Raw genomic sequence first — 24,922 nt, 5'->3', positions numbered from 1 at the left:
AGCCCGGATCCGAGGGGATCCGTTCGCGTCGACATTGTGCCCGGGTGCGGGCGGGGGAAGTTAGGGAACTGCGATGAACGCCGACCCCGATGAGGGGCAGCCGACGACCGTGCCCGACACGACCGCGCCCGAAGCGGCCGCCGCGGAGACGAGTGAGCCGGAGACGGCTGAGGCGGAAGCAGTGGTGGAGGACGCCGGCGAGGCGGATGCCGGTGACGAGGCTGGGTCCGAGGCAGGGTCAGAGGCAGAGTCAGAGGCGGAAGTAGCCGAGGCCGAAGAAGCCGAGTCGGCCGAGGCTGAGGCTGAGACTCAGGTGGCTGAGGCTGAGGCGGACTCTGAAGCCGATGCGGCCGATGCTGATGCTGACGCGGCCGAGTCTTCCGCGAGCGAGCCCGAGGAGTCTGAGCCCGAAGCGAGCGCGCCCGACACTGGCGAGCCCGAAGCCCTCGAAGCCGAGGAATCTGAGCCCGAAGCAAGCGCACCCGACACCGGCGAGCCCGAAGCCCTCGAAGCCGAGGAGTCCGAGCCCGCAGCGAGCGAGCCCGAAGCATCCGCGGATGAGCCCTCGGTCTCCGAGCCCGCCGCGCACGAATCGCCTGCTCTTGAAGCTCCCGAGCCTCCCAAAGCTTCCAAGGCTCCCAAAGCTCCCAAGCCCGAATCCCCGGCTCCCGCCCCGTCCCCCTCAGCCGCCCCTGCCTCCACCACTCCCCTCGTCGCCGGGCGCTATCGCCTGGTCTCCGAGATCGGCGGCGGGGCGATGGGCGTCGTCTGGCGTGCGCGCGATGAGGTCCTGGGTCGCGATGTCGCCGTCAAAGAGCTGCGTCCCGACCATGGCATGAGCGGTGCGCAGGTCCGTACCTCGCATCAGCGTGCCCGCCGGGAGGGGCGGATCGCCGCGCGCCTGCAGCATCCGAACGCGGTGGTCATCTACGACGTCGCCGAGCATGACGGCCGTCCGTACCTGATCATGGAGTACGTCCCCTCGCAGAGCCTGGGCGACATCCTCGCCACCGGCGCGGTGCTCACCCCGACCGAGGTGACCAGCATCGGCGCGCAGCTGGCCTCGGCGCTGACCGCCGCGCACGAGCGGGGCATCGTGCACCGGGACATCAAGCCCGGCAACGTGCTGATGACCTCCGACGGCACGGTGAAGCTCACCGACTTCGGCATCTCGCGCGCCGCGGGCGACGCGACCGTCACCGCGACCGGCGAGATCCTCGGCACTCCCGCGTACACCGCGCCCGAGGTCGCGCAGGGTCACCCGGTCGCGTTCCCGGCCGACGTCTTCTCCCTCGGCGCCACGCTCTACGCCGCCGTCGAGGGCACGCCGCCGTTCGGCGAGGACGTCAACGCCATGGCGCTGCTGCTGCGCGTGGTGCGCAACGAGATCCGGCTGCCGAAGCGCTCGGGTCCGCTGACCGACACCATCATGTGGATGCTGAATCCCGAGCCCGTGGACCGGCCGACGATGAAGGAGGTCTGGCACGGGCTGGACCGCCTGTCGGCCAAGACCCTGCCGGGCATCGGCATGAGGTCCATCGCTTCGGAGACGAAGCCGTTCAGCTCCCCGTCGCCGACGCTCGTGGTCCCGGAAGCGCTCGCGCTGAAGAGCAACACGATCACGCCGGAGCCGACCGCCGACCCGCTGCCCGCCGTGCCGACGCCGCCGAAGCCGACGCCCACGCCGCGGTCGATCTCCTCGCGGGTCGCGGCGCCGACCTCGTCGCCTACACCGACAGAGACTTCGCCTCCGGGCTCGACGCCGATCACGCCGATCACGCCGATCACCCCGCCCGCCACGAACCCGACCACGCCGTCCCCGGCCTCGACGCCGACCTCGAAGTCGTCGCCGGTCATCGCCGCGACGCCGACCTCGGCGATGTCGTTCGCATCACCGGGGACGACCGGCAACTCCCTGGCGCCGAAGTCCGCGGCCGCGAAGTCCCCCGCCTCAACCCCGCCGCCGACGGACGACCGCCCGGCCGTGAGCCCGACGTCGCCGCCCCCGGCCCGGCGCTCGGGCAACCGCCGGCTGTCGATGGCGATCGCGGTGTGCGTGGTCGGCACGGCGGTGCTGATCGTGGCGATCGTCGTCGCCATGAACTCCGGCAAGGGCTCCCCCAAACAGCCGGTCGCCAAGGGCGCGACGAGTCCCACGCACTCCAGCAGCGCGGCCCGGTCCACCACGACCTCGGCGGGAGCGGGGGCGCCGACCCACGCCTCGACGACCCCCTCGAGCAGCGCGCCGTCCACGCCGAAGACTCCCACGACGTCGGGCTCGACGCCGACCACCAGCCCGTCGACCTCGGCGACCGACGTCGCGACGCAGCTGTCGACGTTCCTCACGGGCTACTACGGCATGCTCCCGGGCAACCTGGACCAGGCCTTCAACTCGCTGACGCCGAAGTACCAGGTGTATCCGGCCGGCGGGCTCAGCGGCTACAAGAGCTGGTGGGGCACGATCGATCATGTCGAGCTGAAGGACGTCGTGGCGACGGCGCCCTCCACGGTCACCGCGACGATCGACTACTACTTCAAGAACGGTCAGCGGACCGCCGAGCGCACCACGTTCGGCCTGGTCCAGGACGGCGGGACCTGGAAGATCAATACGTCCTCGGTGTCGAGCAGCCAGCCGTTCTAACAGCTGTGCTTTAGGAAATCCGATCGACTCCCGCGATGGCCTCCTCGGCCACGCGGGGGTCGGCGAAGTCACGGAGCGCTGATCGTCTTCTCCCCCGGCGCAAGAAGGCTCTCGGCGATAAATCTCAGTACCCGCTCCGTCAACGCTCGCACATCCCCGTCCGGCAGCACCCGCAGCGGGCCCTGCCCGATCAGGACCGCCAGGCCGTGCACCGTCGACCACACCGGGACCTCGACGCCCTCACGGCGGCGCGGATCCAACAGGCCGACCTCGACCAGTTCGTCCAGCACCTCCTGGAGCTGGCTCAGAGGGCTGCCGTCGGCGCCGCGTGCGCCGCTCGCGACGACATACGGGTGCTGATCCGGGACCGCGAAGGCCGTCGCGAACAGTCCTGGCTCATCGCGGGCGAACTCCAGGTACGCAGTGCCCACCGCTCCCATACGGCCGAAGGCGCCGTCAGGATCGCCGTGGTCGCCAGGGACGCGGGCGATGGCGGCGGCGATGCGGGCGCCGAGTTCGGCCATCGCCGCGGTGCAGACCGCCGCCAGGAGTTCGTCGCGGTCGGCGAAGTGGCGATAGGCGGCGTTGGGGACCACGCCGACGATCCGGGTCGCCTCGCGCAGGACCACCGCGTCGGGACCGCCGGTGCGGGCCAGTTCGAGACCCGCTTCGATCAGGCCCTCGCGGACGGCGCCGCGGGGGCGCCGGACTGGGGGTCGGGACGCGGGCGCTGACCTGGGGTTCTCCGCGGCGGATCGGTCGGTGCTCATCTGCTCACGATAGCAACGTGGACAGTGTCCACATAGCTGGGTTAACGTGGACAGTGTCCACTAACCAGGTCTCGGACTCCGAGGAACGGAGTACACGGTCATGTCCAGAATGGCTCCCCTGCTCGAGAACAACGACTGGTCCACCCACGGCTTCACGCCGGTCCCGCTCGGCGTCCCCAAAGCCCAGGTCCTCCTCGTGACCTGCCTGGACCACCGCCTGGACCCGGCCCGCATGTTCGGCCTGGAGCCCGGCGACGCCCCGGTCATCCGCAACGCCGGCGGCCGCGTCACCGACACCGTCCTGACCGACATCGCCTACCTCGGCTTCCTCGCCGGCGCCGTGTTCAGCGTCGAGGGCCCGCTGTTCGAGGTCGCGGTCATCCACCACACGCAGTGCGGCACCGGCTTCCTCGCCGACACCGACTTCCGCGACCGCGCCGCCGACGCGACCGGCGTCTCCCCGCAGACCCTGGCCGCTTCAAAGGTCGACGACCCGGCGGTGACGGTCGCCGAGGACGTCGAGCGCCTCCTCACCTCGCCGCTGCTCCCGCGCGGAGCCACTGTCTCAGGGCACGTCTACGACGTGGAAACCGGCCGCGTCACCATGGTCGTATCAGCCCGGGAACCGGCCACTACCGTCCCCGGATCGGCGATCCCCAACCATGATTGACAACCTAGATTTATCAATCTAGGTTGAGCATATGGACACCCCCAGCGTGGACGATCTGTCCACCGCGCTCTACAGCGCGATCAGCCTCGTCGTCCGCCGCCTGCGGCAAACGGCCGCGCCGGAGGAGCCGACGCTTCCCGAGCGCTCGGCGCTGGCCCGGCTGGACCGGCTCGGTCCGGCCACCGCCGCCGACCTGGCGCGGATCGAGCAGATCAGCCCGCAGGCGATGGGCATCACGCTGGCGGCGTTGGAAGAGCGGGGACTGGTCGAGCGGCGGCGGGACGAGGTGGACCGGCGGCGTTCGGTGACCACCGTGACCGAGACCGGCCGCGAGATGCTTCGGCTCAAGCGCAGCGCCCGCGCGCGGGTCATCGCGTCGGGGCTGGCCAGTGAGTTCACTGAGGAGGAGCTGCGGACGCTGGCCGCGGCCGCGCCCCTGATACAGCGCCTCGCGGAGAAGATCTGATGGCGGTCGCCACGGCCGTGGAGCCGGCCGCCGCCGACAAGCGCTACCAGCGGGTCGCGCTGACCAACACCACCACGGCGATGTTCATGTCGGCGCTGGACGGCTCGATCGTGTTGATCGCGCTGCCGCCGATCTTCCGAGGCATCCACCTGGACCCGCTGGCGCCCGGGAACATCGCCTACCTGCTGTGGATGATCATGGGGTACCGCCTGGTGCAGGCGGTGTTCGTGGTCACGCTCGGCCGCCTCGGCGACATGTTCGGCCGGGTGCGCACGTACAACGCCGGGTTCATGGTCTTCACCATCGCCTCAGTGCTGCTGTCCTTCGATCCCTTCGTCGGGACGCACGGCGCGATGTGGCTCATCGGCTGGCGATTGCTACAGGCCATCGGCGGCTCGATGCTGACGGCCAACTCCGCGGCCATCCTCACCGACGCCTTCCCGCCCGACCGGCGCGGGTTCGCCCTGGGCATCAACCAGATGGCGGCGCTGGCCGGGATGTTCATCGGGCTGGTGGCCGGCGGGCTGCTTTCGGCGTGGGACTGGCGCGCGGTGTTCTGGGTGAACGTGCCGGTCGGGATCTTCGGGACGTACTGGGCCTATCGGCGGCTGCGCGAGACCAGCCGCGCCACCGGCGGGCGGATCGACTGGTGGGGCAACGTCACCTTCGCCGTCGGGCTCGGCTCGGTGCTGATCGGCGTCACGCAGGGCCTTCAGCCGTATCAGGGGCACGCCATGGGCTGGACGAACCCGACGGTGATCACGCTGCTGGGCGTGGGACTGGCCGGTCTGATCGCGTTCTACCTCATCGAGTCCCGGATCGCCGAGCCGATGTTCGACCTGTCGCTGTTCAAGATCCACGACTTCACGGTCGGCAACTCCGCCTCGCTGGCGATCTCGGTGGCGCGCGGCGGGCTGCAGTTCGTCCTGGTCATCTGGTTGCAGGGCATCTGGCTGCCGCTGCACGGCTACGACTACAGCGACACGCCGTTGTGGGCCGGCATCTTCCTGCTCCCGATGACCGTCGGCTTCCTGATATCCGGGCCGGTGTCGGGCTATCTGTCCGACCGCTTCGGCTCGCGCGGGTTGTCGACAGCCGGCGCGGCGGTCTTCGGTTCCAGCTTCATCGGTTTGATTCTGCTGCCTGTGCAGTTCCCTTACTGGGCTTTCGCCTCGTTGATCGCCATCAACGGGATCGGCAGCGGGATGTTCGGCGCACCGAACACGTCCTCCATCATGAGCAGCGTGCCGGCCAGCAAGCGCGGCGCGGCTTCGGGGATGCGCGCCACGTTCCAGAACTCCGGTACCGCGGTGTCGATCGGCGTGTTCTTCTCGCTGATGATCGCCGGGCTCGCCGCGAAGCTCCCGCACACGCTCACCACCGGCTTGCAGCAGCAGGGGGTGTCGGCGCACGCCGCCGCGCAGATCGGGCAGCTGCCGCCGGTGTCCTCGCTGTTCGCCGCGATGCTGGGCGTCAACCCGGTGCAGCACCTGCTGTCCGGGGTCGGCGCGCTGAACTCGCTGACCCCCTCGGCGCAGGCCACGCTCACCGGGCGCGAGTTCTTCCCGAACCTGCTGTCAGGGCCCTTCCACCAAGGGCTGATCATCGTGTTCTCGGTCGCCACCGGGCTCGCGGCGCTGGCGATGATCGCGTGCCTGCGGCGCGGCAAGGGACGCCCCGTCAGGGAGGAAATCGCCGACAGCGCCGGCTGATCCGCTCTCGTTCGGACCAATCCCGCGAGGTCCCCCAGCGTGGCAGGTGGTTGACACCAGGCGGCGGCCGATACACCTGGGAGCATGACGAACCCGCCGTCGACGCTGACCACCGCCCGGCCCGAGGAGGAGGAGCCGACCGGCAGCGACGCCGGCTACCAGAAGACGCTGGCGAACTTCCAGATCCAGATGATCGCCTTCGGCGGGGCGATCGGGGTCGGTCTCTTCCTCGGCTCGGCGGGGGCGATCACGCGGTCCGGTCCGGGACTGGTGTTCGCCTACGCGCTGGCCGGCATCTCAGCCTTCTTCGTGATGCGCGCCCTCGGCGAGCTGGTGCTGTACCGGCCCACGTCCGGGAGCTTCGTGGTCTACGCCAGGGAGTTCATCGGGCCGTGGGCCGGCTACACATGCGGCTGGATGTACTGGCTGAACTGGGCCATGACCGGCGTAGCGGAGCTGACGGCGGTCGGCATCTACATGCACTACTGGTTCCCGGCGCTGCCCCAGTGGCTCTCGGCCCTGGGCGCCCTGGCCATCCTGATGGCCGCGAACCTGGTCTCGGTCAAGGTCTTCGGCGACCTGGAGACCTGGTTCGCACTCTGCAAGATCCTGGCGATCCTGGTCTTCCTGATCGTCGCCGCCGGACTCCTGCTCACCCACGCCGGCATCGGCACCCAGCACGCGGGCTGGTCCAACGTCTCCACCCACGGCGGCCTGCTCCCGAAGGGCATGTGGGCGGTCCTGGTCAGCCTCCAGTCGGTGGTCTTCGCCTACGCCGCCATCGAACTGGTCGGCATCACCGCCGGCGAGACAGCCGAGCCGCGCAAGGTCGTCCCCAAGGCCGTCCGCGCGGTGATCTGGCGCATCGCCATCTTCTACGTCGGCTCCATCGGCCTGCTGGTCGTCGTCCTCCCCTGGACCCTGTACCACGAGGGCGAGAGCCCCTTCGTGACCGTCTTCTCGATGCTGGGCATCCCCGGCGTCGGCGGCGTGATGAACTTCGTGGTCCTCACCGCAGCCCTGTCCTCCACCAACTCAGGCCTCTACTCCACCGGCCGCATCCTCCGCGCCCTCGCCGAACGCCACGAGGCACCCCAATACGTCTCCCGCATGAGCAGCCGCGGCGTCCCCTACGGCGGCATCATGCTGACGGCAGTGGTCTATCTCGCCGGCGTCCTGCTGAACCTGGTGGTGCCCTCCCGCGCATTCGACATCGCAACATCCACGGCATCCCTCGGCGTACTGACAACCTGGGCAACGATCCTGATCTGCCAAGCCCGCCTCAAGGCAGCCTCAGAACACCCCGGCAGCCCAGTCCACCGCCCCACCTTCCGCATGCCAGGCTCCCCCTGGACGAACTACGCAACACTCCTGTTCCTCGCCGGCGTCCTGGCACTGATGGCCGACAGCGCCCAGGAGCGCCCGGTGCTCGCGGCGGTGCCACTTATCGTGTTGGTGCTGTGGGTCGGCTGGCGGCTGATCAAGCGGCGGTTCCCGGTAGATGCGGGGTAGGTGCTGACGTGGGTCGGTGGGTCGGTGGCGGTTGTGTTGGTGGTTGAAAGGCGTTTTCCTACGGCTTCGCGCACAGTGTTGATGGCCTCTGGCGTCCCTGCCTCGGCGGATCGTGCTGCGGCTGGGGCGGTGGTCTCCTCTAGATCAAGAACCACAAGCTAAGAGCCACAAGCAACATGCATGCCGCCCAGAGTGCAGCAGCTCCGGCGGCGGCTGGTATCTCCAACCGTCTGCGCGACCGGCGCCCTGACACCGCCACGGAGGTAGGTTCGGATCCCTCGTCGCGTCGGCGGGCGAAGCCAATCTGGCTGGTTTGGTGGTGTCAAGCCGGACGCGACGCCACCGAAGCAGGTGCGATTCGGCTTTACATCACCAGACCAGTCTGATTCCGTATGGCGACGACGCGACAGGGATCCGGACCGGGACCACAAGCAGCAACGCAACAGATCAATGTCCGCCCCCACCCCTCGGAGCGAGGTCGCTCGCCGCGTAGGTGCCGCCGGAGGCATCGCGCCCCGGTTTTGGGCGCGAAGGCCTGTGGCTTGTAGCTCTTAGCTTGTGGCTTGCGGCTCTTGATCTAGAGAAGCCCACCGCCCCGCCGCAGCCCGACCCGCCGAGGCAGGGACGCCAGAGGCCATCAACACCGCGCGCGAAGCCGTAAGAAAACGCCTTTCACCACGTACAGAACCGCCGCGCACCCACCCAACCAACCAGCCGCCCGAAACCTACCCCCGCATCACCGCCGCCCCCGACACCCCCGGCGCCCCCGACGAGACAGCCTCCAGCGCGAACCACCCCCGCAGCGCCTCAGCGGCCTGGGCCACCGCGTGGCGGGCGGCGTCGACGGCGCCGGTCATGGTGAAGAAGCCGTGGACCATGCCTTCGTAGCGGGTGAGCTGGACGCTGTTGCCGGCTGCGGCGAGGCGGCGGGCGTAGGCCTCGCCCTGGTCGCGGAGGGGGTCGTGTTCGGCGGTGATGATGAGGGCTGGGGGGAGGGCGGTGAGGTCGGGGGCGAGGAGGGGGGAGGCCAGGGGGTTGGTTGCTTCCTCGTCGCTGGTCAGGTAGTGCTTGCGGTACCAGGAGACCGAGCGGTGGTTGAAGAGGTAGGGGTCGACGTTATCGCGCATGGATGCGTCGGCCGCGAGCTGGTCGGTGTTGGGGTACACGAGGAGTTGGCCGGCGAGGCGCAGGCCGGCGTCGCGCGCCAGGAGGGCCGCGACCGCCGCCAGGTTGCCGCCCGCGCTGTCGCCGCCGACCGCGAGGGCGGCGGCGTCCGTGCCGAAGTCGGCAGGGTGGGCGGCGATGTGGCGCAGTACCTCGTGGCAGTCCTCGACCGCGGCGGGGAAGCGGTGCTCGGGTGCCAGGCGGTAGCCGACGGCCACGACCTGCACGCCGGCCAGGTTCGCGAGCGCGCGGCAGATGCCGTCGCAGGTGTCCAGGCTTCCGAGTGTCCAGCCGCCGCCGAAGAAGTAGAGCAGGGTCGGCAGCACCGCCTCGGCGTTCGGACGGTAGACCCGCACCGGGATGTCGCGTCCCTCCGCCGCCACCACACGCTCGGAGACCGCGTGCACCGGCTCCGGATCGTGCGCCTCGGCCTGGATGGACGCCAGGTCGGCGGCCCGCGCCTCGGCGAGGCTGAGCGTGTAGAGCTGCGGCGCGCCAGCCTGGACACGGCGGTCGCGCATGGCTTGGATCTGCGGGTCGAGCGGCATCAGAGTTCCTTCCGGCGAAGCATCCGGCCCAGGGCGCGGATGGTTTCGGTGGCGGCGACGGACTGCGCGCGGGCATTGCCGTGCAGGCCGTCAGCGCTCGTGGAGTCCATGGCGGTGGCGATGGGGTGGGCGGTCAGGTCGACGTGGACGGTCCCCAGCGCCGCGGCGATCGCGGACGTGCGCGCACCGAGCATCGCCATACGCTCGGTCCCGGTCGGACGCAGCCACGTCGGCAGGCTCGGATAGACGGGGCGCACGAAGATCGACACCGTGACCACCAACACGCCGCGCTCTTGCAGGGCCCTGATAACAGCCGCGATCTCGGAGTCCACGGCGTCGGCGCGCGCCTCATAGCCGGGCCGCAGCGCATCGTTGGCGCCGCACGCGACAAACGCGAGGTCGGGAGCAAAGGCGAGAGCCGGTTCGAGCTGCCCTTCGCGAACCTCATGAGCACGCAAGCCACGCTTGCCGAGGTTCAGATACGCGAGATCAGGGTTGATGCGCGTGAGTTCGGCGGCGACTCGATCAGCGCACGGCAGAGGGCTGTACCCAGGCACTTCATCAGCGACACCCTCAGCAATACTGTCGCCGAGTACTGCGAAACGCCGCCACGGATGACCCGCGAGCAACGCCCCGGCTTCCCCAGCGCGCAGGCAATAGGGATCGGCGGCCTCGGTAAGAACAGTCACGGCAGCCATTCGTTCACCTCGACCATGAACTGTTCGGCACCGGCCAGCGCGACAGCGGCATGAAACCCAGCCGGCGCCTCGACATCCGCCACCCGATACCGATACCCCGCGACCTCGACGATCGCATCCGGCGGCGTCGCCAACGGCAAAACCTGCGTGAGCCGCCCCCCGGCAGCCTTCGTGACAGCTTCCTTACGTGCCCACAGCCGGCCGAAGACGTCTGCCGGATCGGCAGCATCGATAACGTCCTGCGCTTCAGCCTCCGGAAAGTACCGCCGCGCCATCGCCACCACCTCCAGCCCCGGTACGACCCGCTGGATGTCGGCGCCGACAGCACGCTCGCGCGACACGGCAATCAGGCATCTGTCACCGGAATGCGAGAGGTTCGCGTGAATTCCCGTCCACTCCCCCACCAGCTCCGGCTTGCCCTGCTCACCGGTCTCCCAGCGCAGCTCGGCAGGCGGCGCGCCAAGGCACTCCCCGACCACGCGCCGCATCGCACCGTGCGCGATCACGAACCGCCGCCGCCCCTCAGCCGAAGGCAGCCGCGCGAGGCGCCGACATTCCTCGTCGTCGAGCGTCGCCAGCAAGTCGGCCACCGCCGCCGAGGGCACGTCACCGACCAGCCACGCCGAAACCGAAACCGAAGCCGAATCAGAAGCCGCGACCGAGCCCGAGCCGGAAACCGAGACCGCGACCGGAGCCGAGCCCGGAGCAGGAACCGGAATCGAAACCGGAACCAAGCCCGAACCCCCATCCCCGCCCGCCACGACCCGCTCCCCACCCACCACCGTCACGACACCCGATCCCGCACGAACTTCCCCAGCCGCCGCACGCCCTCCTCGATCCGCGGCGGCTCCAGCGCGCTGCACGACAAGCGAATAGCCCGCTCGCCCCCACCGGCGCCGTAGAAGAACCCCATCGGCGTCCACAACACCCCATAGTCGCGCGCCGAGACCTCCACCATCGCCTCATCGGCCGAAAACGCCACGCTCACCACGGCGAAGAACCCACCGCTCGGCGTGTTCCAACTGATCCGCGGGTCGTCCCCGAACTCCTGCTCCAACGCCGCCAGCAGCGCTCGCATGTTGCGGCGGTAGAACTCGGTCTTGGACCGGTTGGCGACGCGCAGGCTGTACTCCGACTCCACCAGCACGCCGCCGACCACCGCCTGCGCGATCGGCGAGGTGTTCACCGTCAGCATGCTCTTGACCGTCGACAGCTCGTCGGCGAGCACCGAGCTCCGACCCGCGGCGTCCACCACCACCTGGTCGGCGACCAGGAATCCGACGCGCGCGCCGGGAAACACCGACTTCGCGAAAGACCCCAGATAGATCACCGACTGCTCGCGGTCCAGCGCCTTCAGCGTCGGACGCGGCTCATCGTCGAGCCCGAACAAGCCGTAGGGATCGTCCTCCAGAATCAACAGCTCCGCCTCGGCAGCCACCTCCAGCAACCGCCGCCGCACCGCCGTCGGCATCGACACTCCGGAGGGATTGGCAAAGTTCGGCACCACATACAGAGCCCGAGGCCGACGCCCCGACTCCCGCACCTCGCGCGCCACCCGCAGTACCGCGTCCGCATCCAGCCCGTCATCCGCCTCCGGGACCGGAACAACATCGATCCCGAGGATCCGCGCCGCGCCGGTGAAGCCGACATAGCAAGGCTCGACGGCGAGCACCACATCCTCGGGTCCGACGCACAGCCCACGCAACGCGATGATCATCGCTTCCTGGCATCCGGCGGTGACCATCACCGCCTCCGCCGGAACCTCGATGCCCTCATCGACCGCCAGCGTGCGCGCGATGAGGTCCCCGATGATGCTGTTCGTCCGGCCGTACTGCAGCAGCGTCCGATCCACCGCCGAGGCCGAAAGCCCGGCGCCGGCCAGGTGGTCGCGGAAGACCTGGAGATACCGCTCGATGTCGTCCGCGACGTAGAACCCGTCGTACGGCCGCCCGGCCGCCAGCGACACCGCGTCGGGGAACCGGGCCGCGACCTCGTTGAGGAAGTTCATCGAGGCCGCGGCCGGGTCCCGTACCGCCACGTGCAGATCCTCACGCCGCCATTGCACGTTCAGGGCTCCATCCGCTCGCCGTACTGCTCGAACCGCACCGCGCTGCGGTCGATGAGGTCCAGACCGGGGCGCCCGGCCAGCGCCATCGTGTGCGCCAGCTCCCCGGTCGCCAGATCCAAGAGCCCTGCGACGCCCGCCGCGCCGCCGACCGCCAATCCCCACAGCACCGGTCTGCCCAGGAAAACCGCCTGTGCGCCGAGCGCCAGGGCTGCGAACGCATCGCCACCGCTGCGCACACCGCCGTCGACCATCACCGGACACGCGCCGGCGACCGCCGCGACGACCTCCGGCAGCGCCGTCAGGCTCGGTACCGCGCCATCCAGCTGCCGTCCGCCGTGGTTCGAGACGATGATCGCGTCCGCGCCATAGGAGACCGCGAGCCGCGCGTCCTCGGCGGTGAGAATCCCCTTGAGCACGAGCGGCAGATCGCTGCGCTCCCGCAGCCACGCCAGATCGGCCCACGTCACCGACGGGTCGATGGTCTGCGCGGTGTGCACGGCCAGCGCCGATTTCCCCGCGCCCCGCAGGTGCGCCGAGGCCATCAGCGCAGCGTCCAGGTTGACCGCCGCGCAGTCGGGACCGACCGCGAACCCGTTGCGCATGTCGCGCAGCCGCCGGCCCATCCGGGGGATGTCGACGGTCAGCACCAGCGCGCGGTAGCCGGCCGCGGCTGCCCGGTCGATCAGCGTGACCATCGCTTCTCGCTGCCGCAGCCAGTACAGCTGGAGCCACAGCGGTCCGGATGCGGAGGCTGCGATGTCCTCCAGCGTCCGGCTGGCGAAGATGCTGACCGTGTACAGCGCGTCGGCGGCGCCCGCGCCCTGCGCCGTGGCGACCTCGCCTTCGGGATGCACCAGCCGGTGGTACGCGGTCGGCGCGACGGCCAGCGGCGTGCCGAGCGTCGAGCCGAGGATCGCGGTGCGGGTGTCGCAGACCTCTGTGTCGACCAGGGCGCGCGGCCTGATCTCGGCCCGGGCGAAGGCGCGCCGGTTGGCGGTGACCGTCCGCTCGGTGTCGGCGCCGCCGTCGACGAAGTCCCAGATCTCAGCGGCGACGCGCTCCTGAGCGGCGCCTCGATAGTCCTCGAAGCACAACAGCGGCGCCGACGGCTCGGGACCGGATCCGCTCCGGCGTCCTTGGACGTCGAGCGCGGCGGTGCACAGGAACCCGAGATCGGGATCGGCGTCGGCGAGGATCACGCGATGCGCGCCGACCTCGGCGGAGTCCGCCTCCAACGCTCCGACCAGATCCCACCAGACCCCGGTGTACGGCCGGCCCGGCGAGGCCAGCACCACCTCGGCGCGACCGGCCAGCTCGTCGGCCTCGGCTTTGAGCACCGCGCCGAGGATCACGGTCCGGGCGTCGCCGAGCTCTTCGATCTCAGCACCCGGCGATCCCTCGACGGCGCCGGCGCGCACCTGCACCGGTCCGACCGTCGCCAGCGGTTCGGAGGTCCCGTGAAGTCCGGGGTCGCTGTCGCCGTCCCCGAACAGCAGCGCGACGCCGCTGTGGCCCGAGGGCATCGCCGCCGGAACGCCCGGGTCGTAAGCGAGCCAGGCTTGCTCGACCACGAGGAGCAAGGCGCGCCGGAACCCGCCGCTGCGCGCGTATTCGCGGATCAGCCGCAGTCCGGTGAAGCCCGCGGCGGTGCCCTCGTCGCTGATCGCGAAGGACATCGGCTGTCCTGGGCAGACGTGGCTCAGGTAGGTGGTCGTGGCCCGGCCCGGGGTGATATCAGGGATTGCATACGCCATGACCAGCAGGTCGACCCCCTCCCCGGCGGGCACCGCGAGCTCGATCAGCGCCTCGGCCATCTCGCCGTAGGACTGGCCGCGAGGTGCCAGCGCGCCGGGGTTCAGGGCGAGCCCGTGCGGCTGGAGCAGATCGGTCAGATAGACGTCGAGCCTTGCCGTATGCACCGTGTCGGCGGCCAGGCTCGACGGTCCGGGGAAGGCCAGCCGCACCGCGCGGCGGACGCCCCAGTGGTCGACCGGCTCCGCGGCGGCACCGGCGCCGGGCGGGACAGTTGTGTGCACGGCCTGGGTACCTCAGTCCTCGGGGATCACGTTGACGGCGACATAGTCGGCCAGCGTTCCGACGGTTTCGAAATGCTCGCGGCCCAGATCCTCGACGCTGATCTCGACCTCCAGGTTCTCCTCCAGCAGCAGCACGATCTCCAGCGCGCCGGTCGAGCTCATGCCGAGGTCCTCCATCAGCGTCGTGCTCTCCCCGGCGCCGGCGACCTCCCGCTTGAGGACGTCCGGCAGCAGACCGCAGACGGTGTCCACGACCCGGGCGCGGAAGATCGGATCGGCGGCCGCGATGGCGCCGATGTGCAGCTCCAGACTCTGCTCTGTCATTGACGGTCCTTTCGCAAAGGGCTGCGTCGCCCGAAGTCCTCTGTAGTTCTCAGTAGTTCTCAGTAGCCCTGAGCAGCCTGAATAGGCTGAGTGGCTTTCAGTGTTCGAACACCATGGCGGAGAAGGTCGCGCCGCGCCCCGCGCCGGCCGCCGCGAGGACGTAGCGCTCCCCCGGCGTCAGCAGACCCTTCCGGGCGGCGGTGCGGTAGTTCAGGAAGGCGTCGGCGCAGAACACGTGGCCGTCGGTGGCGACGTTGTCCAGGACGACCTTCGCCAGCGGGAAGCCGATCCGCTTGCAGACCCGCTGCCACGCCACGACGTTGACGTTGTGCGGCAGCACCAGGCTGATCGCAGACATCTCCAGACCGGCGCCCTCGACGGCGGCCAGGATCGCCTCGCCTAGCGCGTCGGAGTAGACCCGCTGGAACTCCAGCGCCTGCTCCATCGAGTCGCCGTCGAACTCCCCGCGCAGATCGGCGGTGTAGGACAGCAGGCGGTCGCGTTCGCCGGAAGCGCTGACCAGGCACGCGGAGGCGCCCTCGCCGAAGAACGAGGTCTCCGGGACCATCTGCGCCTCGCCGGTGAACGCCTTCTCCCCGGCCAGGATCAGCGCGAGGGCGTCCGGGTGCGTCTCGGCGTCGGCGGCCAGCAGGCGGCCGGCGACGTCGATCGCCAGCAGCCCGGAGGCGCAGGCGTGGTGTCCGACGGCGAAGGTCTCGGCGTGCTCCAGTCCGCGTTCCCGGCACAGCTCGCGCAGCGGGTTCAGCGGATACGGCGTGACCGTCGGGAAGGTGCGCGCGTGGATGACGTACCGGACGCGCTCCTCGTTGCCGATCAAACCGTCGAGGTCGTCCAGGGCGCCGCGCAGCAGGTCCGACAAGGTCCCGCCGGCGTCGCGGCTGACGGCTCCGAGCTTGTGATAGCGCCGGAAGACCTTGGTCTGCATGGCGGTCAGCCCGAAGCGCTCGGCCATGTCCTCGATCGGCACGCGCTCGGGCGGCAGGTAGGTGCCGATGGCGGTCAGCGCGGTCACAGGGCCCTGCTTTCCTGCGCGGCGTCCGCCCCGGTCGCCGTGGAGACCCCGGCTCCTGCGGCTCCGGCGGCTGCCGCAGCGGCGTAGTCGGCGGCGTGGCGCTGGCGCATCAGGAACTTGCGAACCTTGCCGGTCGGTCCGATGACCAGCTTGTCCTCGCCGATCACCAGGACACTGCGAAGGGTCGCGGCGGCGGCATCGGTCAGCGCGCCGCGCACGGCAGGCTCCCAGTCGTCCTGCGGGTCGGCCCATGGATGCAGCGTGAGCAGCACGTCGGTCACCACGCCGGCCTCGGTGGGGACGGCCACGACCGTGCAGTCCAGAACGTCGGGGCAGGCTTTGAGGATCCGCTCCTCGGACATCGCCGTGTACAGCCACCGGCCTTCGCCCAGATCGACGGCGTCGACCATGCGGTCCACATGGTAGTAGTAGCCCTCTTCGTCCCGGTAGAGCAGGTCGCCGGTGAGGTAGTAGCCGTTGCGGTGGTTGCGGTAGGTGTTCAGCGAGTCGTTCCAGTAGCCCGGCGACAGCGATTCGGACTTCATTCCGCACAGCCCGACCTCGCCGACCGGGACCTCCTCACCGGTGGTCGGATCGAGCAGCTTGATCTCCACGAAGTCGTGCGTCTGTCCCACGCAGCGGCCGTAGCGCTCGGTGTCGGGGGTGTGGGTGATGTGGAACGCCGAGTGGCCCATCTCGCTGGAGCCGAGGCCGTCGACGAACATCGAGCCCGGGACGCGCTGCACGCCTTCGCGCGTGATCCGCTCGTAGGAACCGGCGGCGACCAGGTGGCGGATGTGCGGCTCGTGCGCGCAGTCGCCGGTGTTGTACCACAGCGACACCGAGTCCACGGCGCGCTCCAACAGGTCGATGCGCGCCAGTTCGGCCCAGGTGACGGCGAAGCCGAACACGCCGGTGGGGCGCCACTTCTCGATGGCGTCCACGACCGCCGGGCCGTCGTCGGGGCGCGAGATGTACATCAGCTCGCTGCGATTGCACAGCGCGTGGTTGACGGCCATGATCCCGGCGGCGTGCGGCGCCGGCAGAACGCTGAGAATGCGGTCGGTGCCGCGCGCCCGCGGCTTTTGCAGGCGCAGCAGACGCGTGCCGACGAACAGGTTGGCGTGGGTCTGCGTCACCGCCGCCGGCATGCGGGTGGTCCCGGAGGAGTGCGTGATCGCGATCGGGTCCTCGTCGGCGTGCCGGTACGGCGTCGGCGCGGCGGACGGGGTGCCGGCGGGGGTCTGCGTCACGTCGTACACCGCGTCGATCCGGAAACCCAGTTCCAGCCCGCGCTCGGACCGGGCGAGCAGCCGCCGGTGCTCCGCGTCTGTGAGCAGCCCGACGGCCCGCAGACGGCGGATGTACTCGGCGGCCACGTCGCCCGGCAGATTCGGGTTCATCAGCGCCGGGATGGCGCCCAGCCAGGTCAGGGCCATGAAATGCAGGAGGCAGTCGGCGGCGGTGGTGACGTAGACGGCGACCGGGTCGCGCGGGCCGATGCCCTGCTCGCTGAGCCAGGCGGCGCGCGCCGCGACCGCGTCGTACAGCTCGCCGAGGGTGAGCGCGTGCCCGGCGGGGTGGTGGTCGACGGCGGTATCGAACGTCATGCCCGGGCCGTCCAGCGGCGCGCCGTGCTCGATGAGCTTGTGCAGCACGTTGCCCGCGCCGAGGCCGGGGTCGGCGGCGAGCGCAGCCCGGATGCCGGAGACGGTCATGGCGTGTCCTCCTTCTTCGGCGCCCGGCTCAGGAAGGGCCGGAACCGCGCTTCGGTGCCGTCGGGCATCAGGGTCGTGGGCAGCGGGGTGAAGGCGAAGGGCTGCGTCGGTCGCCCGGCGACCAGGGTCCAGGCTTCGCCGGTACCGGGGGTGGTCAGGACGGTCAGCGCCGCCGCGGCGACCTCGTCGGGGGTCAGCAGCGGGAAGCGCTGCTTGCGGATCAGGCGGCCGGCGATGCCGAGGATCGCGGTGTCGGTGAAGCCCGGACACAGGGCATTGATACTGACGCCGCGCTGCTCGAGCGAGGCGGCGATGGCGCGGACGTAGCCGATGGCGGCGCTCTTGGTCAGCGCGTAGAGCGGGTTCGCCTGGTCCGGGCCGAGGCCCGCGAGCGAGGCGGTGACCAGGATGCGCCCGCCGTGGTGCGCGAGTTCGGGGGCGGCGGCGTCGATGCCGAAGGCCAGGCCGTCGATGTTCACGCCGAGGACGCGGCGGTAGCGGTCCAGGTCCAGCGGAAGGTCCGGCGGCTGGTCGGAGCTGACGCCGGCGTTGAGCACGGCGACGTCCAGGCGGCCGAAGCGCTCGAGGGCGTGGGCGACCATCGCATGGTTCTGCTTCGGGTCGGCAACGTCTGCCTCGAACGGGATACCGCCGCAGGACTCTGCGACCATGGCGGTGGCTTCGGGGTCGATGTCGACGACGACCACGCGGTGGCCGGCTGCGGCGAGCTTGCCGCACAGGGCCGCGCCGATGCCGTTGCCGCCGCCGGTGACCAGGGCGACGGGGGCGGTGCCAGCAGGCTGCGAATGTGTCTCGGTCATCCGGTCGCCCCCGCTTTCATCACTCCGTGGATCGCGTGGCGCAGCTGCTCCCGCGTCGGCTGGAGCGCGCGGTCCAGCCCTTCGGCGAACGGCAGTACCGCGCCGTCGGGGCGGGTGATGCGCTTGGGCGGCGCGACTAGACGCATCTGCTCGGCGGCGGTGGCGAGGATCTCGCCGCCGATGCCGCAGGAGCGGTTGCTGTCGTCGATGACCACCAGGCGTCCGGTGCGCTCCAGCGAGGCGGCCAGGCCTTGCCAGTCGAAGGGGTAGACGCTGCGCGGGTCGAAGACCTCGACGTCGATGGTTCCGGACAGTTCCTCGGCGACTTCCAGCGCGTCGTGCACGAGGTGGCCGATCGCGACGACGGTGACGTCCGTGCCGGGGCGGTGGATGCGTCCGACGCCCAGCGGGATCGGCGCGAGCTGCGCGAGGTCCACATCCGCGCGGCGTCCCATCGCACCGGCTGGGGCGAACACGACGACCGGGTCGTCGTCGCGGATCGCGGTGACCAGCAGGCCGTAAGCGTCGGCGGGGGTCGCCGGGACCGCGGTCTTGACGCCGACGTGCGCGAACAGGCTGTAGGGGTGATCAGAGTGCTGACCCGCCCAGCCGTCGCGGGAGCCGGAACTGGGGATCAGGTAGGTCACCGGGACGCTGATCTGCCCGCCGGTCATCAGCGAGAACTTGTGCGCCTGGTTGACGATCTGCTCGAAGGCGATGAACAGCAACGCAGGGATCTGATACTCGATCAGCGGACGCCGCCCGGCCATCGCCGCGCCGGTCGCGATGCCGGTGAAGGCCTGCTCGGAGATCGGCATGTCGAGCACGCGCTCCTCGCCGAAGCGCTTGACCAGGCCCGCGGTCACGTTGGTGACGGCCACCCGGACGTCCTCGCCGAAGACGCACACCGCCGGGTCGCGCTCCATCTCGTCGGCGACGGCGCGATTCAGGGCCTTGAGATACGACAGGATGGTCATCAGAGCGCTCCGGCCCGGGCAGTGGTGCCGTCGGCGTAGAGGAAGTCCAGCGCCGTGGCCGGATCGGGACGCGGGCTCTCCAGCGCGAAGCGCACCGCCTCGTCCAGCAGCACGTCGACCTCCGCGTCGATCCGCGCGCGCACACCGGCATCGATCCGCGCACCCTGGATGTCGAGCGGGTCGACGGACCGCCCGAGCTCGACCTCCTCGGGCGTGCGGTAGCGGGGACGCGCGGCGTGCTCCCAGGTGTGGTGCGCGTCGTAGCGGTAGGTCTCGCACTCCAGCAGCGTCGGACCCTCACCGCTGCGGGCCCGGGCAACGGCACGAGCGGTCGCGGCGTACACCGCCTCGGGATCCATCCCCCACACCCGCTCAGCCGGAATACCGAACGCCTCAGCGCGACCGGTGATCGAGCCGGCGACCGCATCCTGAGTGCGAGTAGTCGTCGCGAACCCGTTGTTCTCACAGACGAAAATCACCGGAGCGCGCCACAGAGCCGCCATGTTGAACGTCTCCAGCACCACACCCTGGCTGACCGCACCATCGCCGAAGTAGGTGACGACAACACGATCAGACCCCGCACACCGCGCAGCCCACGCCGCACCGGTGGCAATCGGCGCCGCAGCCCCGACAATCGCATTGGCACCCAGAATCCCCACCCCGAAATCAGCAGCATGCATCGACCCCCCGCGCCCCCGATTCAACCCCGTGGCACGCCCAGCAATCTCCGCCATCATCCGCGCCGGATCAGCACCCTTGGCCAGCACATGCCCATGCCCACGATGAGTACTGGTGATGAGATCATCAGCACGCAACGCACCGCACGTCCCAGCCGCAATAGCCTCCTGCCCGGTATACGGATGAATGCCGCCAAAAACCTCGCCCGCGCGCACCAGCTCCACAGCCCGCTCCTCAAAGCGCCGGATCAGGCGCACGGTGCGGTAGAGCGCAGCCGGATCGGGCGAAGGTGAGGCGGCCGAAGCCGAGGCTGGCGCGACCGAACCTGGCAGCGCTGAGCGCACCGAAGCCGAGCCAGCCGCAACCGAACCTGGCAGCGCAGACCCAGCCGAAGCCGAAGCGCTCACGACCGCCTCAGCCGCCGCCGAACCACCCTGAACCGAGCTAGCCGCGCCCGGAGCCGACAGCGCCGACCCCGAGCCAGCCGCCATCGCCGATCCGCCCGAAGCCGAGCCGGGCGCAACCGAACCTGGCAGCGCAGACCCAGCCGAAGCCGAAGCGCTCACGCCCACGTCAGCCGCCGCCGAACCACCCTGAACCGAGCCAGCCGCGACCGCAGCCGACAGCGCCGACCCCGAGCCAGCCGCCATCGCCGATCCGCCCGAAGCCGAGGCTGGCGCGACCGAACCTGGCAGCGCAGACCCAGCCGAAACCGAAGCGCTCACGACCGCCCCAGCCATCGCCGAACTGCTCTGAGCCGCGCCCGCCGCGACCGAAGCCGACAGCGCCGAAGCCGAGCCAGCCGTCCGCGTCGCACCCGCCGCACTCGACCCCGCCGCACCCGAACCCGCCAGCCCGGAGCCGACCCCGACCCGCGTCGGGGCGCCGCCCGAGCCCGCGCCGGCCGGCTCAGCCATCGCTGCTTCCGACCAGCGCCGTCTCGCGGGTGCCGATGGCGGCGAGGATGCCGTCCCACAGGCGGGCCCGGGCCTTCAGGGCGCGGGTGACCGTGGCGGCGCACTCGTCCCACTTGGCGGTGTCGTCGCCGCACAGGTCGGCGAGCATCTGCATCGCCATCGGGGTGTGCTGCTCGCCGTCGACCTCGATGTGGCGGGCCAGGTAGTCCACGAAGGTGTCGAGGCCGCCGACGGTGGCGTTGACCGTGACCACCTGCTGGAACATGTCGGGGATCAGGTCCTCGCGGCCGAAGGCGAAGGCCGCGGCCTGGCAGTGGACCGGTGCGGTGGCGATGATGTCCCAGGTCTGGCCCACGAAGTCGGCGGCCGGTGCCGGGACGCCGGCGGCGACCAGGGCCGAGCCCACCGAGGCGCCGGCGCGGACCAGGCTGATGAAGGCCTCGATGCTCGAGGTGTCCGCGCCGGCCTCGGTCATGCCGGCGACGTAGAGCTCGAAGTGGCTGATGTAGCCGCCGCGCAGCTCGTCGCTCTCCTCGACCAGGACGATGTCGTTGATCAGCCGCCGGCTGCCGGTCGGGCCGGTCGGCACCCACGGGACCTCGACGCAGGTCAGGTTGCGCTGCAGCGACTTGAGCAGCGACATGAAGTCCCAGACGGCGAAGACGTGGTGCTCCAGGAACGTCCGGATCGCGTCCTGGTCGCGCAGCCGCGCGTACAGCGCGTGCCCGACAACCGCCTCGCGGGCCTTGGAGATCCGGTTCTCCAGCTGGTCGATGCCGGGGTGCCGCTGTCCCCAGTCGTAACGCGTGGCAGCCATCAGTTCCTCCAGAGCACGGGGCAGAAGTCGGGGTCGGCATAGTCGGGGCGGCCGTCGGGCAGCCGCCGCACGAGAACGTCGTGGTTGTAGGCGGCGAAGGTCCCGTCGCCGAGGGCGAAGCGCTGGTTCTGGTTCGCGCCGTCCTGCAGGTGGAAGGAGATGGCACGGCGCGGCCGCGAGCTGAGGTTCGGGCCGCTGCCGTGGTAGAGGCGGCAGTGGTGGAAGCTCATGTGCCCCTTGGGGATGAGCATCGGGATCTTGGTGATCTCGGCGTTGTTGAACTCGGCGTTCTCGGTCAGGACGCGCTCCAGGTCCGCCTTGTCCCGTTCGGCGAAGTGCTTGACCATCGAGTCCTCGCGGCCCACCTCCTTCCAGCGGTGGCTGCCGTCGACCATGGTGATGGTGCCCATCTCCGGTCCGCAGTCGTGGAAGGGAATGAACGCCGTGAGCATGTCCTCGGACGTGCACGAGGCCCAGTAGTGCCGATCGAAGTGCCAGGGCACGACGTTGCTCGGCTCGCCGGCGATCGGCGGCTTGTAGATCAGCGTGGACTGGAAGACCCGGATCTCGTCGGCCCGCGCCAGCCGCGCGGCGACGGCGCCGATCAGCGGCTTGCACAGGATCTTCGCGATCGCGTCGCTCTCGTAGTGCACGTAGTCGTTGTGCCGCTGCACCGGTCCGTCGGAGGGCTTCCACGCGGCCACCTTGGCCGGACGCACCGGCAGCTCCCGGCTCCGCTCGCCGCCGTAGTAGCGGTCGGCGGCGTCGGTGAGCGCGTCGACCTCGTCGTCGCTGAAGAGCTTGCCGGTCAGGAACCAGCCGTGCTCCTGGTATTCCTCGACCTCGGCGTCGGTCGGCAGCAGCGCCGCCTCCTCGTCGGTGAGGACGAACTGCGTCTGTACGGATTCGGCCGTCATCGTTGTCCCGCCGTTCCCATCGCTCCCACATCCACGGAGTCCCGCACCCCGGCGAGCTCGCGCTCCTTCGCCGCGTACAGCGCGGGGATGTTGCTGGTACCGAAGGTCTTGGCACCGTGCCGCTCGATGAGCTCCCAGAAGAAGGTCCGGCGGATGTGCATCGACTTGGAGAAGATCTGGTACATCTGCCCCCAGTGGTCGCGGTCGACCAGGATGCCCAGCGGCCGCAGCTGGTCCACCGGCAGGTCGGTGGCGCCGATGCGCTCGGGCAGCACGTCGTAGTACGCGCCGGGGGTCTGGGCGAAGCCCGCGCCGTTGGCGGCGAAGGACTTCACCGTGGCCACGATGTCGTCGGTGCTCAGCGCCAGGTGCTGCACGCCGGCGCCGCCGTGCCAGGCCAGGAAGTCGTCGATCTGCCCGCTGTCCCGGCTCATGTCGGGCTGGATGATGGTGAACGTCGCCCCGCCCGACGGGCTCTGGACCACCTGGGAGTACATCCCCTGCGCGCCGACCTCGACGTACTCCTCGAAGATCAGCTTGAAGCCGAAGACCCGCTGGTAGTACTCGACGGTCGGCTCCAGCTCCCCGTCCGGGACCAGCACGGCGGCGTGGTCGATGGCACGGACCAGTTCGGGCTCGGTGCGCGCCGGAGCCGGCTGGGGCTCGATCGCGCCGGGCCAGAACGCCGCGCCGCGCCGTTCGACGAAGCGGTGCACCACGTCGCCGAATCCGCCGACGCTCGCGGTGGTGACGGTGTCGCCGTCGGCCTTGTAGGTGCGCGGCGCCTCCACGGCGGTCGCGCCGGCGGCCACCGCCTCCTCGTAGGCTCCGGTGGCGTCGACCGTGGCGAAGGCGATGACGCCGACGCCGTCGCCGTGCCGGGAGACGTAGCCGTCCGCGGGGTGTCCGCTGCTCAGGGCCGAGGTCAGCAGGACTCTGCTGTCGCCGTGGGCCAGCAGCAGGCTGCGCTGCCGCGGCAGCTCGGTCTCCGGGCCGCCGTGCCCGGCGATGTGGAAGCCGAACGCGGTGCACAGGAAGAACGCGGCTTGGCGCGCGTCTCCCACGTAGAACTCGACATGATCTATGCCGAGGATGTCCATTGCCTTCTCGCTTCCGCTATGCCGTACGGGTCCGCTGCGTGCTGGGACGGCCGTACACGACGCTGACGTTGTGGCCTCCGAACCCGAAGGAGTTGGAGATGACGTGCTCGACGTGCGCCGCGCGGGGGTCCTTGCGGACGTGGTCGAGGTCGCAGTCGGGGTCGGGATCGTCGAGGTTGTGGGTGGGCGGCAGCAGACCCGAGCGCAGGGCTTGGATCGAGACCGCTGACTCGACCACCCCGGAGGCGCCGAGCATGTGGCCGGTCACCGCTTTGGTCGAACTGACCGGCGGGGTGTCGGCGCCGAACAGGGTTCTGATCGCCAGCGCCTCGGCGGCGTCGCCGAGCTTGGTGCTGGTGCCGTGGGCGTTGAGGTAGCCGATGTCGGCCGGTTCCAGCGCCGCGTCCTTCAGCGCGCGGCGCATGCACTCGCGCGCGCCCTCGCCGTCCGGGCGCGGGGTGGTCGGGTGGTGGGCGTCGTTGGTGACGCCCCAGCCGAGCACGTCGGCGTGCGCCGCGGCGCCCCGAGCCTCGGCGAAGTCCTTGCGCTCCAACACGAACACGCCGGCGCCCTCCCCCAGGACCAGGCCGTTGCGGCGGCGGTCGAAGGGACGGCTGGCGCTCTCCGGATCCTCGCCCCAGCCGCGCGCCAGCGCCCGGGCGTTGCCGAAGGTGTCGGCGAGCGTCGGGAACAGCGGCGCCTCGCTACAGCCGGCGAGGACGACGTCCGCTTCGTCGGCGCGCAGCAGGCGCAGCGCCTCGCCGATCGCCTGGCTGCCGGCGGCGCAGGCGGTGCCGCTGGAGGAGACGAAGCCGCGGATGCCGTACTTGATGGCGATGCGGGCGGCGCCCATGTTGGGGAGCATGCCGGGAAGCAGGTAAGGGCTGACGCCGAGGCGGCCCTTCTGAGTGCGCACGACGACCTGCGCTTCGAGGGTCGCCAGCCCGCCGGTGCCGGAGAGGATGACGGCGACGCGGTAGGGGTCGGCGTCGCGGCCGACTTCGAAGTCTGCGTCACGCAGGGCGTCCTCGGCAGCCTTGAGCGCCATGACGATGTAGCGGTCGACGACGCGCGCCTCGGTGGCGGGCATCAGGGTGGCCGGGTCGATCGACGGGCTGAAGGCGCCGACTTCGAGGGCGGTGCCGACCTGGTGGTCCTCGGGCGGACGGCGCAGGCCCGAGCGGCCCTCGCACATGGCGGCGTGGACGTCGGCGGCGGTGGTGCCGACCGGGGTGACCATGCCCATCCCGGTGACGACCACTTCGGGGCGGGTCATGGGCGGGCTCCTGGGGTGGTGGGTGCGGGTGCTTTCGCTTGTGGCGCGGGGCTCGGCGC

21 protein-coding genes are annotated in these 24,922 nt (G+C 70.5%); 5 read left to right on the top strand and 16 right to left on the bottom strand.

From position 1 onward, the window contains the following. Positions 1 to 73 precede the first annotated feature (73 nt). The gene (locus CACI_RS51200) at positions 74 to 2,641 is read left to right on the top strand and encodes a serine/threonine-protein kinase (protein WP_012787475.1); all 2,568 of its coding nucleotides are present in this window, start codon (positions 74 to 76) and stop codon (positions 2,639 to 2,641) included. 68 nt (positions 2,642 to 2,709) lie between these two features. Here CACI_RS51200 and CACI_RS16285 read toward each other — a convergent pair whose 3' ends face one another. Further along, a complete protein-coding gene (locus CACI_RS16285) occupies positions 2,710 to 3,411 on the bottom strand; it encodes a TetR/AcrR family transcriptional regulator (protein WP_012787474.1) in 702 nt (233 codons plus the stop codon). Between the two features lie 100 nt (positions 3,412 to 3,511). Here CACI_RS16285 and CACI_RS16280 point away from each other — a divergent pair, with 100 nt between their 5' ends. From CACI_RS16280 to CACI_RS16265, 4 genes are all read left to right on the top strand, one after another. Beyond that, positions 3,512 to 4,081 carry a beta-class carbonic anhydrase gene (locus CACI_RS16280; RefSeq protein WP_012787473.1) on the top strand — a complete coding sequence of 190 codons (570 nt, stop codon included), beginning with the start codon at positions 3,512 to 3,514 and terminating at the stop codon, positions 4,079 to 4,081. Positions 4,082 to 4,112: 31 nt separating this feature from the next. Beyond that, positions 4,113 to 4,547, top strand: coding sequence for a MarR family winged helix-turn-helix transcriptional regulator (locus CACI_RS16275; protein ID WP_012787472.1), 435 nt, complete (start codon positions 4,113 to 4,115; stop codon positions 4,545 to 4,547). Next, the gene (locus CACI_RS16270; protein ID WP_012787471.1) at positions 4,547 to 6,259 is read left to right on the top strand and encodes an MFS transporter; all 1,713 of its coding nucleotides are present in this window, start codon (positions 4,547 to 4,549) and stop codon (positions 6,257 to 6,259) included. Before CACI_RS16275 ends, CACI_RS16270 begins: the two co-directional genes overlap by 1 nt. Before the next feature lie 84 nt (positions 6,260 to 6,343). Then, positions 6,344 to 7,771 (top strand): amino acid permease, encoded by a 1,428-nt coding sequence (locus CACI_RS16265; RefSeq protein WP_012787470.1) that lies wholly within the window; start codon positions 6,344 to 6,346, stop codon positions 7,769 to 7,771. Positions 7,772 to 8,496: 725 nt separating this feature from the next. Here CACI_RS16265 and CACI_RS16260 read toward each other — a convergent pair. The 15 genes from CACI_RS16260 to CACI_RS16190 all read right to left on the bottom strand — a co-directional run bounded on the left by CACI_RS16260 (position 8,497) and on the right by CACI_RS16190 (position 24,863). Next, a complete protein-coding gene (locus CACI_RS16260; protein WP_012787469.1) occupies positions 8,497 to 9,483 on the bottom strand; it encodes an alpha/beta hydrolase in 987 nt (328 codons plus the stop codon). Next, positions 9,483 to 10,181 carry an SGNH/GDSL hydrolase family protein gene (locus tag CACI_RS16255; protein ID WP_012787468.1) on the bottom strand — a complete coding sequence of 233 codons (699 nt, stop codon included), beginning with the start codon at positions 10,179 to 10,181 and terminating at the stop codon, positions 9,483 to 9,485. Before CACI_RS16255 ends, CACI_RS16260 begins: the two co-directional genes overlap by 1 nt. Further along, complete coding sequence (locus tag CACI_RS51195) at positions 10,169 to 10,969, bottom strand: 4'-phosphopantetheinyl transferase family protein (RefSeq protein WP_012787467.1); 801 nt, start codon at positions 10,967 to 10,969, stop codon at positions 10,169 to 10,171. Before CACI_RS51195 ends, CACI_RS16255 begins: the two co-directional genes overlap by 13 nt. Continuing rightward, entirely contained in the window at positions 10,966 to 12,189 is a 1,224-nt protein-coding gene (locus CACI_RS16245) for an aminotransferase-like domain-containing protein (RefSeq protein ID WP_083796082.1), read from the bottom strand. Before CACI_RS16245 ends, CACI_RS51195 begins: the two co-directional genes overlap by 4 nt. 59 nt (positions 12,190 to 12,248) lie before the next feature. Then, positions 12,249 to 14,285 (bottom strand): alpha-hydroxy acid oxidase, encoded by a 2,037-nt coding sequence (locus CACI_RS52385; RefSeq protein ID WP_012787465.1) that lies wholly within the window; start codon positions 14,283 to 14,285, stop codon positions 12,249 to 12,251. 12 nt (positions 14,286 to 14,297) lie between these two features. Then, entirely contained in the window at positions 14,298 to 14,609 is a 312-nt protein-coding gene (locus tag CACI_RS16235) for a phosphopantetheine-binding protein (protein ID WP_012787464.1), read from the bottom strand. Positions 14,610 to 14,706: 97 nt separating this feature from the next. After that, positions 14,707 to 15,642, bottom strand: coding sequence for a 3-oxoacyl-[acyl-carrier-protein] synthase III C-terminal domain-containing protein (locus CACI_RS16230; protein WP_012787463.1), 936 nt, complete (start codon positions 15,640 to 15,642; stop codon positions 14,707 to 14,709). Next, positions 15,639 to 17,360 (bottom strand): class I adenylate-forming enzyme family protein, encoded by a 1,722-nt coding sequence (locus tag CACI_RS16225; protein ID WP_012787462.1) that lies wholly within the window; start codon positions 17,358 to 17,360, stop codon positions 15,639 to 15,641. Before CACI_RS16225 ends, CACI_RS16230 begins: the two co-directional genes overlap by 4 nt. After that, on the bottom strand, positions 17,357 to 18,181 hold the full coding sequence (locus tag CACI_RS16220; RefSeq protein WP_012787461.1) for an SDR family NAD(P)-dependent oxidoreductase: 825 nt from the start codon (positions 18,179 to 18,181) through the stop codon (positions 17,357 to 17,359). Before CACI_RS16220 ends, CACI_RS16225 begins: the two co-directional genes overlap by 4 nt. Further along, positions 18,178 to 19,158, bottom strand: a complete 981-nt coding sequence (locus CACI_RS16215) for an alpha-ketoacid dehydrogenase subunit beta (RefSeq protein WP_012787460.1) — start codon at positions 19,156 to 19,158, stop codon at positions 18,178 to 18,180. Before CACI_RS16215 ends, CACI_RS16220 begins: the two co-directional genes overlap by 4 nt. After that, positions 19,158 to 20,168 (bottom strand): thiamine pyrophosphate-dependent dehydrogenase E1 component subunit alpha, encoded by a 1,011-nt coding sequence (locus tag CACI_RS16210; RefSeq protein ID WP_395994336.1) that lies wholly within the window; start codon positions 20,166 to 20,168, stop codon positions 19,158 to 19,160. The genes CACI_RS16215 and CACI_RS16210 overlap by 1 nt, the downstream gene beginning before the upstream one ends. A gap of 577 nt (positions 20,169 to 20,745) precedes the next feature. After that, positions 20,746 to 21,570, bottom strand: a complete 825-nt coding sequence (locus CACI_RS16205) for a DUF3050 domain-containing protein (RefSeq protein WP_012787458.1) — start codon at positions 21,568 to 21,570, stop codon at positions 20,746 to 20,748. Beyond that, a complete protein-coding gene (locus tag CACI_RS16200; protein WP_012787457.1) occupies positions 21,570 to 22,487 on the bottom strand; it encodes a phytanoyl-CoA dioxygenase family protein in 918 nt (305 codons plus the stop codon). The genes CACI_RS16205 and CACI_RS16200 overlap by 1 nt, the downstream gene beginning before the upstream one ends. Then, positions 22,484 to 23,587: a 4-hydroxyphenylpyruvate dioxygenase gene (gene hppD, locus CACI_RS16195; RefSeq protein ID WP_012787456.1), complete on the bottom strand. Its 1,104-nt coding sequence runs from the start codon at positions 23,585 to 23,587 to the stop codon at positions 22,484 to 22,486. The genes CACI_RS16200 and hppD overlap by 4 nt, the downstream gene beginning before the upstream one ends. A gap of 16 nt (positions 23,588 to 23,603) precedes the next feature. Next, positions 23,604 to 24,863: a beta-ketoacyl-[acyl-carrier-protein] synthase family protein gene (locus tag CACI_RS16190; protein ID WP_012787455.1), complete on the bottom strand. Its 1,260-nt coding sequence runs from the start codon at positions 24,861 to 24,863 to the stop codon at positions 23,604 to 23,606. Positions 24,864 to 24,922 lie beyond the last annotated feature (59 nt).

The sequence above is a fragment of the Catenulispora acidiphila DSM 44928 genome, assembly GCF_000024025.1.
GTDB lineage: Bacteria > Actinomycetota > Actinomycetes > Streptomycetales > Catenulisporaceae > Catenulispora > Catenulispora acidiphila.
The sequence above is the reverse complement of the archived record's forward strand: the minus strand, read 5'-3'. Positions and strand labels throughout refer to the sequence as shown.